The organism is Christensenella sp. MSJ-20, from assembly GCF_044357945.1.
Classification (GTDB): Bacteria; Bacillota; Clostridia; order Christensenellales; family QAND01; genus QAND01.
This window is the reverse complement of record NZ_CP076563.1, coordinates 17,510-33,624: the sequence shown is the minus strand read 5'-3', so window position 1 is coordinate 33,624 and position 16,115 is coordinate 17,510. Positions and strand designations below refer to the sequence as shown.

Annotated in this window: 14 protein-coding genes; 2 read left to right on the top strand and 12 right to left on the bottom strand. The window is 56.9% G+C overall.

The window, feature by feature from the left end; genetic code table 11:
* Positions 1-43: 43 nt before the first annotated feature.
* Together KP626_RS00140 and KP626_RS00135 are read right to left on the bottom strand one after the other, a co-directional pair.
* Positions 44-1,207 (bottom strand): DUF3798 domain-containing protein, encoded by a 1,164-nt coding sequence (locus KP626_RS00140; RefSeq protein WP_395977151.1) that lies wholly within the window; start codon positions 1,205-1,207, stop codon positions 44-46.
* A gap of 467 nt (positions 1,208-1,674) precedes the next feature.
* Positions 1,675-2,835: a DUF3798 domain-containing protein gene (locus tag KP626_RS00135; RefSeq protein WP_395977149.1), complete on the bottom strand. Its 1,161-nt coding sequence runs from the start codon at positions 2,833-2,835 to the stop codon at positions 1,675-1,677.
* Between the two features lie 303 nt (positions 2,836-3,138).
* Here KP626_RS00135 and ytvI point away from each other — a divergent pair, with 303 nt between their 5' ends.
* Positions 3,139-4,254, top strand: a complete 1,116-nt coding sequence (gene ytvI / locus KP626_RS00130) for a sporulation integral membrane protein YtvI (protein ID WP_395977147.1) — start codon at positions 3,139-3,141, stop codon at positions 4,252-4,254.
* A gap of 57 nt (positions 4,255-4,311) precedes the next feature.
* Here the strand turns inward: ytvI and KP626_RS00125 are convergent, their stop codons facing one another.
* The 6 genes from KP626_RS00125 to KP626_RS00100 form a co-directional block, all read right to left on the bottom strand.
* Positions 4,312-4,611 carry a hypothetical protein gene (locus KP626_RS00125; RefSeq protein ID WP_395977145.1) on the bottom strand — a complete coding sequence of 100 codons (300 nt, stop codon included), beginning with the start codon at positions 4,609-4,611 and terminating at the stop codon, positions 4,312-4,314.
* Positions 4,612-4,718: 107 nt separating this feature from the next.
* A complete protein-coding gene (locus KP626_RS00120; RefSeq protein ID WP_395977143.1) occupies positions 4,719-5,216 on the bottom strand; it encodes an SEC-C metal-binding domain-containing protein in 498 nt (165 codons plus the stop codon).
* Between the two features lie 16 nt (positions 5,217-5,232).
* Positions 5,233-6,435, bottom strand: coding sequence for an NADP-dependent isocitrate dehydrogenase (locus KP626_RS00115; protein WP_395977141.1), 1,203 nt, complete (start codon positions 6,433-6,435; stop codon positions 5,233-5,235).
* 97 nt (positions 6,436-6,532) lie between these two features.
* Positions 6,533-7,447, bottom strand: a complete 915-nt coding sequence (gene metA / locus KP626_RS00110) for a homoserine O-succinyltransferase (RefSeq protein ID WP_395977139.1) — start codon at positions 7,445-7,447, stop codon at positions 6,533-6,535.
* Between the two features lie 88 nt (positions 7,448-7,535).
* Positions 7,536-8,453 (bottom strand): cysteine synthase A, encoded by a 918-nt coding sequence (gene cysK, locus KP626_RS00105; protein ID WP_395977137.1) that lies wholly within the window; start codon positions 8,451-8,453, stop codon positions 7,536-7,538.
* Positions 8,454-8,457: 4 nt separating this feature from the next.
* Positions 8,458-9,744: an O-acetylhomoserine aminocarboxypropyltransferase/cysteine synthase family protein gene (locus KP626_RS00100; RefSeq protein WP_395977135.1), complete on the bottom strand. Its 1,287-nt coding sequence runs from the start codon at positions 9,742-9,744 to the stop codon at positions 8,458-8,460.
* 34 nt (positions 9,745-9,778) lie between these two features.
* Between KP626_RS00100 and KP626_RS00095 the strand changes: the two genes are divergently transcribed.
* Entirely contained in the window at positions 9,779-10,012 is a 234-nt protein-coding gene (locus KP626_RS00095; protein WP_395977133.1) for a hypothetical protein, read from the top strand.
* A gap of 148 nt (positions 10,013-10,160) precedes the next feature.
* On the opposite strand, the gene hisF is transcribed toward KP626_RS00095, so the two are convergent.
* From hisF to KP626_RS00075, 4 genes are read right to left on the bottom strand one after another with little or no spacing between them, the layout of a single operon-like run.
* The gene (gene hisF / locus KP626_RS00090; protein WP_395977131.1) at positions 10,161-10,922 is read right to left on the bottom strand and encodes an imidazole glycerol phosphate synthase subunit HisF; all 762 of its coding nucleotides are present in this window, start codon (positions 10,920-10,922) and stop codon (positions 10,161-10,163) included.
* 12 nt (positions 10,923-10,934) lie between these two features.
* Positions 10,935-11,537 carry an imidazole glycerol phosphate synthase subunit HisH gene (gene hisH / locus KP626_RS00085; RefSeq protein WP_395977129.1) on the bottom strand — a complete coding sequence of 201 codons (603 nt, stop codon included), beginning with the start codon at positions 11,535-11,537 and terminating at the stop codon, positions 10,935-10,937.
* A gap of 3 nt (positions 11,538-11,540) precedes the next feature.
* A complete protein-coding gene (gene carB / locus KP626_RS00080) occupies positions 11,541-14,759 on the bottom strand; it encodes a carbamoyl-phosphate synthase large subunit (RefSeq protein ID WP_395977127.1) in 3,219 nt (1,072 codons plus the stop codon).
* Between the two features lie 2 nt (positions 14,760-14,761).
* Positions 14,762-15,823, bottom strand: coding sequence for a carbamoyl phosphate synthase small subunit (locus KP626_RS00075; protein WP_395977125.1), 1,062 nt, complete (start codon positions 15,821-15,823; stop codon positions 14,762-14,764).
* Between the last annotated feature and the right edge of the window lie 292 nt (positions 15,824-16,115).

Below are 16,115 nucleotides of genomic sequence, written 5' to 3'. Positions count from 1 at the left end.
TGGGGAGGCGAACCTCCCCACGCATGATGTTTCTTTTAACCTCTTATTCGTCGATGGAGAAGTCGATGAAATCGCACATCAACATATAGAAGTTGTCAAGGGTCTGGCCATCGGCGGTCTGATACTTGGTGGCGGTGATGGTAGCGCCGGAAGTAGCAGCTGCATCCTCCAGGCACTTGGTCAGAGCCTCGGTATCGTTCTTGCCGTTGGTCTTGCCTTCGATGTACATCCGAGCATACTCGAAGCCGCCCTGGATCATAACCATGTTGATGGGCACGGGCCAGGTAGCAAACCGGCTGCCGTCGCCGCCCTTCTCCTTGATGGTCTGGGCAATCAGCTCACGGATGGCGGGGATGTCACCCATCTGCTCGGGGGTGATGGCCAGGCCGAGGGCTCCGGGATAGCCGTGCAGGGGGCTGGGGCAGCACTGGCAGGGGGAGATGGCACCGGTCTCAAGAACGGTAGCAATCAAAGCTTCCTGCATGCCGCAGTTGGTGGAATAGAAGGCGGTGTCCTTGCCATATTCCTCAACCCAGCGGGGAATGCTCTCACGGATGGCCTTCTGAGCGCCGGTAGCGCCAGCCTCGGAGGTGGGATCGGGAGCTTCCACATCAACAAACTTGATGCCTTCCCTCTCGGCGTTCTCCTTCAGAAGCGCATGACGGCGGGAGATGTTCTCCATGCCCATGTGCCGGGGGAAGGAGATGTGCACGAAGGTCTTGGCGCCCATCTTCTTGGCCTGCTGGATCAACACGTCGCCCATGCCGATCTCGTCGTTGTTCAGGATTACGTCGGCAGAAGCGGCGATATCCGGGGGATTCTCGGCGGGAACGCCGCAGACGAACAGGATGTCGTCCCGGGTCTCTTTCACCTTGTCGATGGCGGCCTTGGCGCCAACAACGGCCTGCACAAAGACGATCGCCTTTACGTCAGGATCATTGGCCAGCTCCAGAACCCGCTGCATGGTAACATCGGTCTCGGAAGCGAAGTTGTCGGGATAGGTCGCGGTTACGACCATGTCGCCGTACTTAGCCTTGAGATTCTCAGCAGCGCGGAACTCCTCTTCGCCCTGGGCCGTGGTACCGGTGATGATGCCGATCTTGTAATCGACGGCTTCACCATTGTCAGCGGGCTCGCCGCTGCCACCACAGGCTGCCAGGCCGAGGACCATGGTCAGTGCCATGATCATGCAAAGCAGTTTCTTCATGGATGTGTCCCTCCAATTTTTTTATCGCACCCCGCGTGGGGGTTACGCCAGGATTACCGCCGGACAAGCCGCCCTCTGCAACACGTCCGGACTCCAGTTTACACAAAACGGCTCCCAGACTTATGTGGATGTAGAGAGCTAATGTTTATAAACCTATACCTTTTTTATCACATTAAAAGACGGTCTTTTTTTGAGAAAACTCCAATTTAATTGGGGTTTTTTCTATTTGTTGGCTACGATAATAAAGGTATGCAATGATAGCAATCAATTTGCTATCCGGCTCCATAAAATTCCAGAACCGCCGGCCTTTCCGGCATATATACAGGGGATTCCGCAGGATTCCCCCCATAGGCCCTGCAATTTATGCCCATTATACAACACACGCCCATGGTGTTTCAATATCAATTTATCATTTCCGACATATGAAAGCCATGCTGACGCCATATTTCCCCCAGGCGATCCCCAAGTCACTCCTCTTCAAATGTGATGAAATCGCACATCACCAAATAAAAATTGGGAAGCTTCGATCCATCCGCTGCGGGGTAGTGGGAAAGGGTAGAACCAGCTCCAAACCCACGGTCCAGACACTGCTGAAGAACCGCTTCGTCGTTCTTCCCCTCCGTTTCTCCCTCCATATAGCGGATGCCATATTCTACCCCCGCTTGGATGAACCCCATGCCCATGGGCACCGGCCAGGTGGCAAAGCGGCTGCCATCCGCCCCCTTTTCCGCCAGCTTTTGGCGGATCTCCTGGATCACATACTCCATGTTTCCCTGCTGCTCCTGAGGGATCTCAATGCCCAATGCCCCGGGAAATCCGTGAAGCGGACTGGGACAGCACTGCAGGGGAACAATGGCGCCCGTCTCCACCGCTCCCAGAATCAGGGGCTCCTGAATGGAACAGTTGGTAGCAAAAAAGGCGGTATCCTTTCCGTATTCCTCCACCCAAAGAGGCATCATCTCCCGCACCGCCTTCTGGGTTGCGGCCGGGCCTCCCTCCCCCATGGGATCGGGCACCTCCACGTCCACAAAGACCAAGCCCTCTCGCTCCGCGTTCTCCTTCAGCAAGTCATGACGCCGGATTCCCATATCCGCCGCCATGTGCCGGGGAAAGGAGACGTGGACAAAGGTTTTCGCCCCCATGGCTTTGGCCTGCTGAATCAGCACGTTGCCCACGCCGATGACGTCCATGGCCAGAACCACATCCGCAGCCGAGGCAATCTGCTCCGGGTCCTCCCCCGGAATCCCGCATAGGTAAAGGATATCGTCCCGAGTCTCCCGGGCCTTTTCCACCGCCGCCTTGGCGCCCACCACCGCTTGGCAAAAAATCAACACCTTCACATCTGGGTCCGCGATGAGCTCCTGAACCCGCTGCATGGTGACCTCCGTCTCCTGGGCTGCGTTATCGGGGTATACCGAGGTAACGATCCGATCCCCATACATCTGTTTCATCCCCTCGGCCGCCCGGTATTCCTCCTCCCCCTGAGAGGTGGTTCCCGTAATGATGGCGATTTTATACGTGCCTTCCCCCATCTGGGTTACCGCCGGTTCCCCGGTATCCGTGCAGCCTCCCAATAAAGCAGCCGCCAAAACCACAGCCAAAAATAGGCACGCTATTCTCCGTTTCACAGCATCCTTCCCCCATCCGCTTTCCTGGAAATCCCCAGTGTTTTCGAAGCTTTGTCCCCGGGCGTACGCCAAAGACAACTCGCACATATTTTGCAAGAATTGTTTTCCAATCATGCAAATTTTTGTTTATTATACGCGTTCCCCACTTTTTTGACAAGAGGGTCAAATGATCCGGATCCTTTGGGCATACTATTACAATGAACCAAATCCGCCCAGGGCGGGCAATTTGCGTTCTTTCCCGGATAAATCCGGCCTTTTTAGGCCAAATCCGGCCAAAAATGGCCAGGGAAAGGGGGACGTCCCATGAATATCCGCAACAACTCCATGAACCAAGGGCGGTTTTGGGAGCTGCCCCTCCTGCTCATGGCTACCGGCGCCGTACTCCTCCTGTTGCTGATGGCGCTGCCCTATGTGGCTCCCATCGTGCTGGGCGTAATTCTATCCGCCATGATGGAACCCATCATCCGTTTTCTGGGCAAACGCCGGAGGGGGCTCCACATCCCCCGGACCCCCGCCACTCTCATCTGTCTGGTGCTGTTTCTAGCGGTGCTGGGTACCGCTCTATTCTATCTCATCTCCGGCCTCATCGGCCAGATCGTCGCCCTGGCCAACAGCTTTCCCACCCTATGGCCCGACCTTTTGGCCCAAGTGCGGGATTCCGTCCAAAGGTTATTTGCCGGCATGGGGATGCAGCCCGACCGGTTTTGGGCCGCCTTTGACTACCTCTCTAGCCAACTAGGCGTTTTATTGGAGGGGGTGGTATCCACAGCTGGCCGGGCGGTGCTAAACTACGCTATGAATCTGCCCAACGCCCTGGTTTTCTTCTTCCTTACCATCCTTTCCGCCTTCTTCATTGCCAAGGATAAACCCCGGTATAAGGCTTTCTTTCGAAACTCCTTGCCCCTGCGGGTAACCCGGGTCTCCAAACGGCTTTACAGTACCACCCTTAAAGCCCTATTGGGATATATCAAGGCTCAGGGAATCCTGATGGTGATCTCCTTTGTGATGTTTCTCCTATCCTTCCATGTGATGGGGTTCTCCTACGCCATCCTGCTGGCGGCCATCATCGCTTTTATGGACGCGCTTCCCGCCATTGGCGCCGGGGTATTTCTCATACCCTGGGGGCTCATCGCCGCCCTCACCGGCAGTTACCCAACCGCCATCGGACTGGGTATCATCTACCTGCTCCAAGCCCTGATGCGCCAGTCCCTGGAGCCGCGGATCGTAGGACAACAGATCGGCATCAATCCCGTCATTACCATGCTGTCCATGTACGTTGGCTTGAAACTCTTTGGCATCTTTGGCCTGGTCTACGCCCCCTTCTTCGTGATCATGCTCAAGAGCGTAGCGACCATCTACCTGGATGGCCAAACCTATCGGGAGAAGGTGGATGGCATTACCCCTCACGATGGATTTTAAAAGATAAACAAAACCCCGGCAGAAGCGCTTCTTCTTGCCGGGATTTTGTTTCGCCCTTTACGGGTTGGGGGTGGGGCTGCTGGGAACGTCGTTTCCCTCCACCGGAGAGGTCCCATTGGTGTAGTCCTCGGGCATTTGCGTGCCCTGGGGGCCTTCGGGTGGATTCACCTTGGTGCCGGGATCCTGGTCCACCGGCCCTCCGTCCGGAATGGCGTCGGGAGGCAGACTAGGAGAGGGCAGCGGCGTTGTTACCGCCGTGGGATTGGGGCTGGTCTGAGGGGTGTCCTCACCGCCACATCCCACCACCAGGGCCGACATCAACAATAGGGTCGCAATGATACAGCACGTTTTTTTCACGATGGCACACCTCGCTTCTAGAATGAGACAGCCTTAGTATCGCCCCTTTTTCCCCGGGTTATGCAACGGCCGGTTCCCATGGGAACCGGCCGTTTTGATTCAATCCTTTATACGTTGGCGCCGCAGCATTTTTTGTATTTTTTTCCGCTGCCGCAAGGACAGGGCGCATTGCGGTCGATCTTGGTGCTAACCGCCCGTTTTTCCTCGTTCCGCTTCCGGACGATGGCCCGGCGCTGCTCCGAGCTCAGGATAGCGTCCCACTCGGGAAGATTATACAGCCAATCGGCCTTAGCCTCCAGCATGTTGTAATAAAGGGCCTCGTAATCCAACTCAAACTTCAGCCGGGAGTTGATCCGGATCTTCTTCATCTCATAGGGGGTCTTGAGACTGCTATTGATTCCATCGATGAAGCCACAGAACATCACGGGCTCAAAATCGTACTCGTCACAAAGCTGGTCGAACCGGCCCTCCAAGGGTTTGGGGTACATCCCAAGAACCACCTTATAAAGGGCTTCCTCCTTATCATAATACTCTCTGCGGAAATAGTCGCTCTGTTCCTCGGTAAGGTTCTCTACAAGGTTTTGCCAATCGTTATAAATCGCCACGGTCGTTCTCCCTTTCTCACATGGTTTCTAAGGTTTCTTTGATGGCCTTGATGAATTCTTGGGTATTCAACACCGTTTTGCCGGGCAGCGTACTGCTGGCTGCCAGGTCTCCCGTCATCCTACCGCTCTCAATGGTAGCAATGGTAGCGCGCTCCAGCTTTTTGGCAAAATCGCAAAGCGCTTGGTTGCCGTCCAATTCTCCCCGCTTGTGTAGCGCCCCGGTCCAGGCAAAGATGGTGGCCACGGCATTGGTGCTGGTGGCCTCCCCCCTAAGGTGCCGGTAGTAATGCCGGGTCACCGTGCCATGAGCCGCTTCAAACTCGTAATTGCCCTCGGGGGACACCAAGACGCTGGTCATCATAGCAAGACTGCCAAAAGCTGTGGCGATCATATCGCTCATCACATCGCCATCATAGTTCTTGCAGGCCCAGATAAACCCACCCTGGCTCCGCATCACTCGGGCGATGGCGTCGTCGATGAGGGTGTACTCATAGCCGATGCCCGCCGCGGCAAACCGATCCTTGTAATCGGCGTCAAAAATGCTTTGGAATATCTCCTTGAACTCCCCGTCGTATACCTTCAGGATGGTGTCCTTGGCGGCGAACCAGAGATCCTGATGGGTGCTGAGGGCATATTCAAAGCAGGACCGGGCAAAGCTCTGGATGCTGGCAACGGTATTATGGGTGGCAAGGGCAATGCCGGGGCCCTGATATTCATGAACTAGGGAAGTGGTGGCGCCATCGGCGGTTTCCATGGTCATGGTCACCTTGCCAGGGCCAGGTACCCGGAACTCCACCCCTTTGTAAATATCACCATAGGCATGGCGGGCTACGGTAATGGGCGCCTTCCAAGAAGGCACCAGGGGCTCGATTCCCTTGACGATGATGGGCGCCCGGAACACGGTGCCGTCCAAGGCCGCCCGGATGGTGGCATTGGGGCTGGGGTACATCCGCTTGAGATGGTACTCCTCCACCCGCTGGGCGTTGGCGGTGATGGTAGCGCATTTTACCCCCACCCCCAGCCGGCGGTTGGCGGCGGCAGCCTCATGGGTCACGGCGTCATCCGTCTCGTCTCGATGGGGCAGGCCCAGGTCGTAATACTCGGTTTTCAGATCCACGTAGGGAAGAAGCAGCTCGTCCTTGATCATCTTCCAGATGATCCGGGTCATCTCATCGCCGTCCATCTCCACGATGGGAGTCGTCATGGGAATCTTGACCATAATAACCTCCTAAGCGCGCAGGCGCATTTCATGCGTAAAGGGCCAACGCCCAATTAATTTATTATATGGCTCTCCCCGGTTTTTTTCAACCGAGGGCTTACAGCATCGTAAGATCGAAGGGCGTCTCCTGGTAGACGTAGTAGTTTAGCCAGTTGTTAAACAGCAAATTCGCATGGCCTCGCCACGTTACCATAGGGCGCTGGGTATCGTCATCGTCGGGGAAATAATGGTAAGGAATCTGGATGGGCAAGCCCTTATCCTTATCCCGTTTATACTCCTTGTAAAGGGTATCCACATCGTACTCCGCATGGCCGGTGATAAATACCTGGCGGCCGTCCCGGCTCTCAATGGCATATACTCCTGCCAAAGGAGATTCCGCCAGAATACGGAGCTCCGGCACCTTCTCGATATCCTCTCGGAGCACCTCGGTATGACGGCTATGGGGCGCGTAGAAAATATCGTCAAAGCCCCGAAGGAGCTGACTTTTGGGCTCCATCACCCGATGGGGAAATACGCCGAAGCACTTTTGGGGAAGATCGTGTTTTGGAATACCGTAGTTAAAGTACAATCCCGCCTGTGCGGCCCAGCAGATATAAAGGGTGGAAAACACGTTCTCGTTGCTCCAGTCCATGATGGTCCGAAGTTCGTCCCAATACTTTACATCTTCAAACTCCAGATGCTCCACCGGGGCGCCGGTGATGATCAGGCCGTCGAAGCGCTGGTGCTTCACCTCGTCAAAGGTACGGTAAAAATCCTTGAGATGGGCGGGAGAGGTGTGCGTTCCAGCATAAGTAGCAGTGGTCAGCAGCACCACCTCCACCTGAAGGGGGCTGTTGCCGATGAGCCGCAGAAGCTGGGTTTCGGTTACCTCTTTTGTGGGCATCAGGTTAACGATGGCAATCCGAAGGGGTCGGATGTCCTGGGTGACGGCGCGCTTCTCCGTCATTACAAAGATATTCTCCTCCGCCAGTACGCGGGCGGCTGGCAGCGCGTCGGGAATTTTAACGGGCATAAAAACCTCCTGGGAAAAACCACCGCCCGCAGGACGGTGGAATCATTGATGAACTCGCGCCAAACTAGGCGCCCATGGGCTTCTCTCGTTAGAAGATGCCCATGGATAGGTAGCGCTCCCCGGAATCCGGCAGCAGCACCACCAGGTTTTTCCCCTGGAACTCCGGCCGGTGGGACAGGGCTACGGCGGCGGATAGGGCGGCGCCACCCGAGATACCGCAGAGCACCGCCTCAGTCTGGGACAGGGCCTTCATGGCGGCCTTGGCGTCGTCGGTCTTGACGGTCAGAATCTCATCCACCAATCGATGGTCGAAGATGGCCGGGCAAAATCCCGCGCCGATCCCCTGTATCCCATGGGGGCCAGACCGGCCCAGGGTGAGATAGGGGGATTCATAGGGCTCCACACCGATGATCTTGGCCTCGCACCCCAAGCGCTTTAGGCCTCGAGCAGTGCCGGTAACGGTACCGCCGGTCCCGATTCCCGCAATGAAGGCATCCAGCTTACCCTCCATCTGCACATGGATCTCGGGAGCGGTGGTCATCTCATGGGCGGCGGCATTGGCAGGATTCTCAAACTGCCCCAACATCACGGCGCCGGGGGTTAAATCCACGATCTCCTGCGCTCGTTTGATGGCTCCCGGCATCCCGGAAGCGCCGGGGGTCAGTTCCAGCTGAGCGCCATAGGCCCGGAGGATGCTCATGCGTTCGGCGCTCATGGTATCCGGCATAGTGAGGATGGTCTTGTAGCCTCGGGCGGTGCCGATCATGGCAAGACCGATGCCGGTATTGCCGCTGGTTGGCTCCACGATGGTTCCACCGGGCTTTAACAGGCCGGTAGCCTCCGCCTGATTGATCATATAGAGGGCGGCGCGGTCTTTGACGCTGCCGCCGGGATTTCTGCTCTCCAGCTTTACAAAGAGGTTGGCTTCCGCCCCCATGGCCTTGGGAAAGGCCAATAGCTGCAGCATGGGCGTGTTGCCGATAAGTCGGTCGATTCTGGTTACCATAGGTTTATCCCTCCTGGGCCGCAGCCAATCCCGCGGCAAGATCCTCCCAAATATCCTCCACATCTTCCAGGCCGATGGACAGCCGGATCATTCCAGGCTCGATGCCCGCCTCCCGAAGCGCCTGCTCGCTCATCTGTCCATGGGTGGTGCTGGCTGGATGGATCACCAAGCTCTTAGCATCCGCCACGTTGGCCAGCAGCGAGAACAGATTTAGGGAATCGATAAACTTTCTGCCGGCGGCAAGCCCTCCCCGGATGGTAAAGGTGAGGATGGCGCCGCACCCCTTTTGAAAATAGGTCTGCGCCCGGTCATAATAGCGGTCTCCCACAAGGCCGGGATAGCTCACATGCTCCACCATGTGATGGGCTGCCAGTCGCTCCGCGATCGTCTGGGCGTTCTGGCAGTGGCGGTCCATCCGAAGGCTTAGGGTCTCGATCCCCTGCAAAATCAAAAAGGCGTTAAACGGGGATAGGCAAGCGCCGGTATCCCGCAAAAGCTGGGTCCGCATCTTGGTGATGTAGGCCAGGGGCATGTTGTCCCCATAGACCACCCCATGATAGGTCTCGTCGGGCTGGGTAAACATGGGGAACTTGCCGTTGGCCCAGTCGAACACGCCCAGGTCCACCACCATGCCGCCCATGCTGGTGCCGTGCCCTCCCAAATATTTTGTGAGGGAATGGACGATGATATCCACTCCCCAGTCCTTTAACTTGGTAAGATACGGGGTCCCAAAGGTATTGTCGCAGATAACGGGGACGCCCTGGGCATGGGCCGCCTTGGCGATTCCCTGGATGTCGGGAATATTGATACCGGGATTGCCCAGGCTTTCAAAATAGACCGCCCGGGTTCTCTCGTTGAATTTTTCCACAAAGGCCGCGGGATCGTCGGGATCCACCAAATGGACTTTGATGCCGTATTGTTTTTCCATCCGGTCAGCAAACAAGGTATGGGTGCCGCCGTAAAGGGTCACAGCCGCCACCACCTCGTCTCCCACTCCGCAGATATTGAGGATGGAATACAGAATGGCGCTCATGCCAGAGGCGGTGGCCAGGGCGCCAGTGCCGCCCTCTAGAGCGGCCACTCGTTTTTCCAGAACATCCACGGTTGGGTTGTCAATACGGCTATAGATATGGCCGGGAGCCACAAGATTGAAGATGTCCGCGGCGTGTTGGGCGCTCTGGTAAACATAGGATGTGGTCTGGTAGATGGGCACGGCGCGGGACCCGGTGGTTGGGTCGGGCTCCTGGCCTCCATGTATCATCAGAGTATCGAATCCGGGGGTTTTCGCCATGGCGCTCCCATCCTTTCTCCAGGGAAGTGTTCCCATGGATTTTGTTTTCTTTTCATTGTACACGAAAATTCATGGTGTGCAAGAAAAAAGCCCCGGTTTTCCAGGGTTTTTTGCGGGTTTCTTCGACAAGCACAGCGAAAGAGGATTCCTCCAGATAAAGGCCGCCGCAGGCGTGGAACATGGGATCGTTCTCCTCCTTATGCCGGATTATCTCCTTCCAGGCAATGTATTCGATAAGAGGGGCATACTATGCAAAAATTCGGTATAGATGGGTATGCGCAACAAACGATTTCCCTTTTTAACGGAACGCCTCTTTCCCTCATCTAATTAAACAATCATGATTTCTTGATGTATTTTTCTCTTCAGTTTTGAAAAGAATAATTGGATAGAAAAAAGAGCCGAAAGGCTCTTTTTTCTTACAAACGAATGGAAATCCCGCGGCTAGCCAAATATTCCTTGACCTCTTTGATCTCCAGCTCTCCGAAGTGAAACAGCGAGGCGGCCAGGGCCGCGTCCGCGCCTCCCTCCGTGAATACCTCATAGAAATCCTCCAGCTTTCCCGCCCCGCCAGAGGCAATGATGGGAATGCTCACCGCTTGGGATGCCGCGCGGTTTAAAGCGAGATCATAGCCCGCTTTGGTGCCGTCTCCATCCATGCTGGTGAGGAGGATTTCCCCCGCCCCCAGCCGAGCGGCCTCACGGATCCATTCAATGGCGTCCAGGCCGGTGTTGATCCGTCCACCGTTGATGTACACATCCCAGCTCTTTCTCTCCTCATTTCGCCGGGCGTCCACCGCCACCACCACGCACTGGCTCCCGAACCGGTCCGCCGCCCGGGCAATGAGCTGGGGCTCACGCACCGCTGGGGAATTGAGGGAGACCTTATCGGCTCCTGCCAAGAGGGTCTCTCGGATGGCCTCGATGGTGCGAATACCGCCCCCCACAGTAAAGGGGATAAACACCTGGCTAGCCACCTGCTCCACCACATCCAGCATGGTCTTTCTCCCGTCGGCGGAGGCCATGATGTCCAGGAACACCAATTCATCGGCGCCGGCGGCATCATAGACTTTCGCCGCCTCTACCGGATCCCCGGCATCGATGATATCCACAAAATTGACCCCTTTGACCACCCTTCCGTCCCGGACGTCCAGACAGGGGATGATTCTCTTTGTCAGCATATGATCTCCCTTCTAGATGGCCGCAAAGTTGCGGAGCATCTGCAGGCCCACTTCTCCGCTTTTCTCAGGATGGAACTGGGTAGCGAAGAGGTTGTCCTTCTGAACGGCGGCGGTAAAGGATACGCCATACTCCGCCGTAGCTCCCTGAAAGCCGGGATCCCCCCCATAGGGCACATAATAGGAATGGACGAAATACACGTAGCTCCCCTGGGAAATCCCCCGGAACAGGGGGCTGTCTCCATGGAAAGCAAGGGCGTTCCAACCCATATGGGGCACCTTCAAGGGCCCGGTAAAGGGTACCACCCGGCCGGGCAGAATCCCCATACCGGGGTGTTCCCCATTTTCCAGGCTGCTTTCATACAAAAGCTGCATCCCCAGACACACGCCCAGCACCGGCTTACCGGCCTTTATGGCCTCCCGCGCGGCATCCTCCATTCCGGATTCCCGAAGCCGCAGCCTGGCGTCGTGAAACGCCCCTACCCCGGGAAGGATCAGATGATCCGCCCGGCGGATGACGGCTAAATCGGAGGAGATTACCGCCTCCTGACCGATGTAGGCAAAGGCTTTTTTTACGCTGTGGAGATTGCCTACCCCATAGTCCAATATCACAACCATGGGCTACTTTTCCCCTCTCTTGATGTCATGGAGCCCCAAAGGCGTAATACCCTTGCCGCTCCGGATGAGATCGATGCAACCCAGCATGACCCGGGCGGTATCCAGGCTGGTGAGACAGGGAATCCCACATTCCACCGCCCGGCGGCGAATCTGGAAACCGTCGCTATGGGGCATCCGCCCGTTGGTAGGCGTGTTGATGATGAGGCCAAAGTTTCCCATGGCAATCTGGGTCAGTAGGGTACCCAGACGGCCCTGGCTCTCGTCCACTTGCTCCACCGGGACCCCTTTTTCCCGAAGCAGCCGGGCAGTACCCGCGGTGGAATAGACCGTAAAGCCCCGGTCGCTGAATCCTCGAGCCACCTCAACCGCCTCGGGTTTATCGCTGTCCTTTACGGTGATGAGCACGCCTCCCTCCTTGGGGATCCGGGTCTTGGAGGAGATCATGGCCTTCAACAGAGCCTCGTCATAGGAGCGAGACAGGCCCAGTACTTCGCCGGTGGACTTCATCTCGGGCCCAAGGGTTACGCCAACATCGGGCAGCTTTTCGCTGCTAAATACCGGCTGCTTAATGGCAAACACATCGGCCTTGGGGTACATCCCGGTGCCAAAGCCCATGTCCGCTACCCGCTCGCCAAAGCTGGCCCGAACCCCCAGCTCCACCATGGGGATACCCGTTACCTTGCTGATATAGGGCACGGTACGGCTGCTCCGAGGGTTCACCTCGATGACATAAAGCTTGCCGTCCATGCGGATAAACTGGATGTTCATAAGGCCGCGAACCCCCAGCTCGTTTGCGATACGGCGAGTGATGTCCACGATCCGGGCTTCCTCGGCGTCGTTGGTATCGGTGGCGGGGTACACGCTGATGCTGTCTCCGCTATGAACGCCAGCCTTTTCGATATGCTCCATAAGACCGGGGATCAGGACGTCCTCCCCGTCGCAGATGGCGTCCACCTCCATCTCCGTACCCCGGATGTATTTATCCACCAGGATGGGATGCTCCTGGGCGTTGCCGATGATGGCCATAAACTCCCGGACGTCCCGATCCTCATAGGCGATCTCCATCCCCTGGCCTCCCAGCACATAGCTGGGCCGCACCAGAACGGGATAGCCCAGCCGATTGGCGGCAGCCACCGCCTCCTCGCTGGTGAAAACGGTGTCCCCCTGGGGCCGGTCGATGGAAAGCGCGTTCATCATCTCATCAAACCGCTCCCGGTCCTCCGCACGATCGATGGCGTCAAACCCCGTACCTAGGATGGGGAATCCGGCTCGCTCCACCGCGCCCGACAGCTTGATGGCGGTCTGGCCGCCAAACTGAGCCACAACTCCCTTGGGCTGCTCCATCTCCAAGACGTTCAGCACATCCTCCCGGGCCAAGGGCTCGAAATACAGCCGGGTAGAGATATCAAAATCCGTGGATACCGTCTCGGGGTTGTTGTTGATGATGACGGTATCATAGCCCATGCGCTCCAGGGAGAAGACGCAATGGACGGAGCAGTAGTCAAACTCAATGCCCTGTCCGATACGGATGGGCCCGGACCCCAGAACGCAGACCCGCTCCCGGCCGTTGTCCTCGTACTCGTTCTCCGCGCCGTAGCAGGAATAGTAGTAGGGGCTCACAGCCGCAAATTCACCGCCGCAGGTATCCACCATCCGATAGGCGGGCAGAACAGAAAGCTCCTTCCGCTTGGCCCGGACCTCGTCCTCGTTCACGTTGTTCCATTGGGCCAGGGCGGCATCGGCTACGCCGTACCGCTTCATCTCCAGCATGGTGTCGTGATCATACATGGAAAGAGGCATATGCTTGGCCCGCTCCTCCAACTCCACCATCCCAGACACATGCCCCAAGAACCACCGGTCGATCTGGGTAGCCTCGAAGACGGCGTCCACGCTCACCCCCCGGCGGAATAGCTCCGCCACCACAAACAGGCGCTGGTGGTCGGCATGGCGCACCATCTCCATAAGCTGATTCTCTCCATACTGGCGCAGGGAGGGCATCTCCAAGGAAAATTGCCCCAATTCCAGACTCCGCACCGCCTTCAACAGGGCAGACTGGAAGTTGCTGCCGATGGACATCACCTCGCCGGTGGCCTTCATCTGAGTGCCGATGCGGGTATCAGCGTGGGGGAACTTATCGAAGGGCCACCGGGGGTATTTCACCACCACATAGTCCAGGGTAGGCTCAAAACAGGCGGTGGTTTCTCCGGTAACACCGTTTACAATCTCATCCAACGTATAGCCGATTGCCACCCGGGTGGCCACCTTGGCGATGGGATATCCAGTGGCCTTGCTGGCCAGAGCTGAGGATCGGGATACCCGGGGGTTTACCTCGATGACATAATAGCGGTTGCTGCCGGGCTCAAGGGCATACTGAACGTTGCATCCGCCCTGGATATTGAGGGCATCCACAATGTTGATGGCCGAGGACCGGAGCATCTGATGCTCGTTATCCGAAAGGGTTTGGGTGGGGGCCACCACGATGGAGTCCCCGGTATGGATGCCTACGGGATCGAAGTTTTCCATGTTGCAGACCGTGATGCAATTCCCCTGGGAATCCCGCATCACCTCGTACTCGATCTCCTTCCAGCCAAAGACGCTCTTTTCGATGAGCACCTGGCCGGTACGGCTGGCCCGCATGCCGGTGGTGGCAATCTGCGCCAGATCCTCTGCGTTAAAGGCGAATCCCCCGCCGGTCCCTCCCAAGGTATAGGCTGGACGAACGATGAGGGGGAATCCCACTTCCCGCGCGTAGGCCATGGCCTCGGGCAGGCTCTCCACCACTGTACTATCGATGATAGGCTCCCCGATGGCGATCATCGCCTCCTTAAAGGCTTCCCGATCCTCGCTCTTTTTGATGCTCTCCACATTGGTACCCAACAGCTTAACGCCGTAGCGATCCAGCACGCCGCTTTCATAGAGCTCCATAGCCAGGTTAAGGCCGGTCTGTCCTCCCAGGGTAGCCAGAAGGGAATCCGGCCGTTCCCGGTCGATGATCTTTTCGATGGAATCCACGGTAAGAGGTTCCAGGTACACCCGGTCCGCAATGTCCTGATCCGTCATGATGGTGGCGGGGTTGCTGTTCACCAACACCACCGTAAGGCCTTCCTCCCGGAGTACCCGGCAAGCCTGGGTGCCGGCGTAATCGAACTCCGCCGCCTGGCCGATGACGATGGGCCCCGACCCAATGACCAATACTTTATGAATATCCTGACGCTTCGGCATGGCTATTTCCTCCTCTCGATCATGGACAAAAACTCCTGGAACAGATAACGGCTATCCCGAGGGCCAGGAGCAGCCTCCGGATGAAACTGTACCGAGAAGCCGTTTTCATATCGTAGTCCTTCCACGGTGCCGTCGTTGACGCTGGTAAAATAGAGTTCCGCCCCCTCCGGTAGCTTCTTTCCATCTACCGCGTAGCCGTGGTTTTGACTGGTGATATAGATCCGTCCGGTGGTCATATCCTTTACAGGGTGGTTGGCGCCCCGATGGCCAAAGGCCATCTTGTAGGTGTCCCCTCCATGGCTTAAAGCCATGAGCTGGTGCCCCAGACAAATGCCCATGGTGGGCTTTTTCGCCATGAGCTCCCGGATGGTGCTGTAAGCGTAGTCGTTATCCTTGGGGTCCCCCGGACCGTTGGTAATTACCACTCCATCGCAGCCCGCCTTTAGAATAGCGTAGGCCGGCGTCCGGGCGGGATAGATCTTAAGGGATACGCCCAGCGCCATCAGAGCGCGGACGATGCTCTGCTTTGCGCCCATATCCAGCACCGCCACGCAGAAGTCGCCGCCGGGAATGAAGTAGGGAGAGGTACAGGTGGTGGTATCCACCGGATGGGATATTTCATAGCTGCGAATCCGGCTCAACAAATCCTCCGACACCGGACCGCTGGTGATAGCGGCGTTCATCACTCCCGCTTCCCGTATCTTCCGGGTAACGGCCCGGGTATCCACATCGCACAGGCCCGTCATATCGTTCCTCTGAAGAAACTCCTCCAGGGAAATTTCGTTTTTTCGGTCAACGGGAAGGTCGCATAGTTCCTGGATAATGAGGGCATTTGGGTGGCTGTTCATGGACTCATTGGCCATACCGTTTACCCCGTAGTTGCCCACCAAGGGGTAGGTCAGCATCACCATCTGGCCTTTATAGGAGGGATCCGTTACCACCTCCTGATAGCCCGTCATACCGGTGTTAAACACCAGCTCTCCGATCACATCCTGACAGGCGCCGAACATGGTCCCGCTGTACTGGGACCCGTCCGCCAAGCATAAGGTTGCTTTCTTTCTCATCTCTGTCTCTCCTTCCCGGGCAGGCTGAGCCTGCACCCTTGTCGCTATGATATTGGTACTCCTATTTTGTTTTTTCCCCGCAATGGGCAAAAGCGACTTTCCTACCGCGTCCGGCAGGCTGGGCCTGCACCCTTGTTGCTATGATATTGGTACTCCTATTTTATTTTTTCCCCGCAATGGGCAAAAGCAACTTTCCTACCGCGTCCGGCAGGCTGGGCCTATTCCCCTTTGGCATTGGCGCTCTTACCCTCTTTCATCCCCACAATAAGAAAATCACACACACTACTCTAGC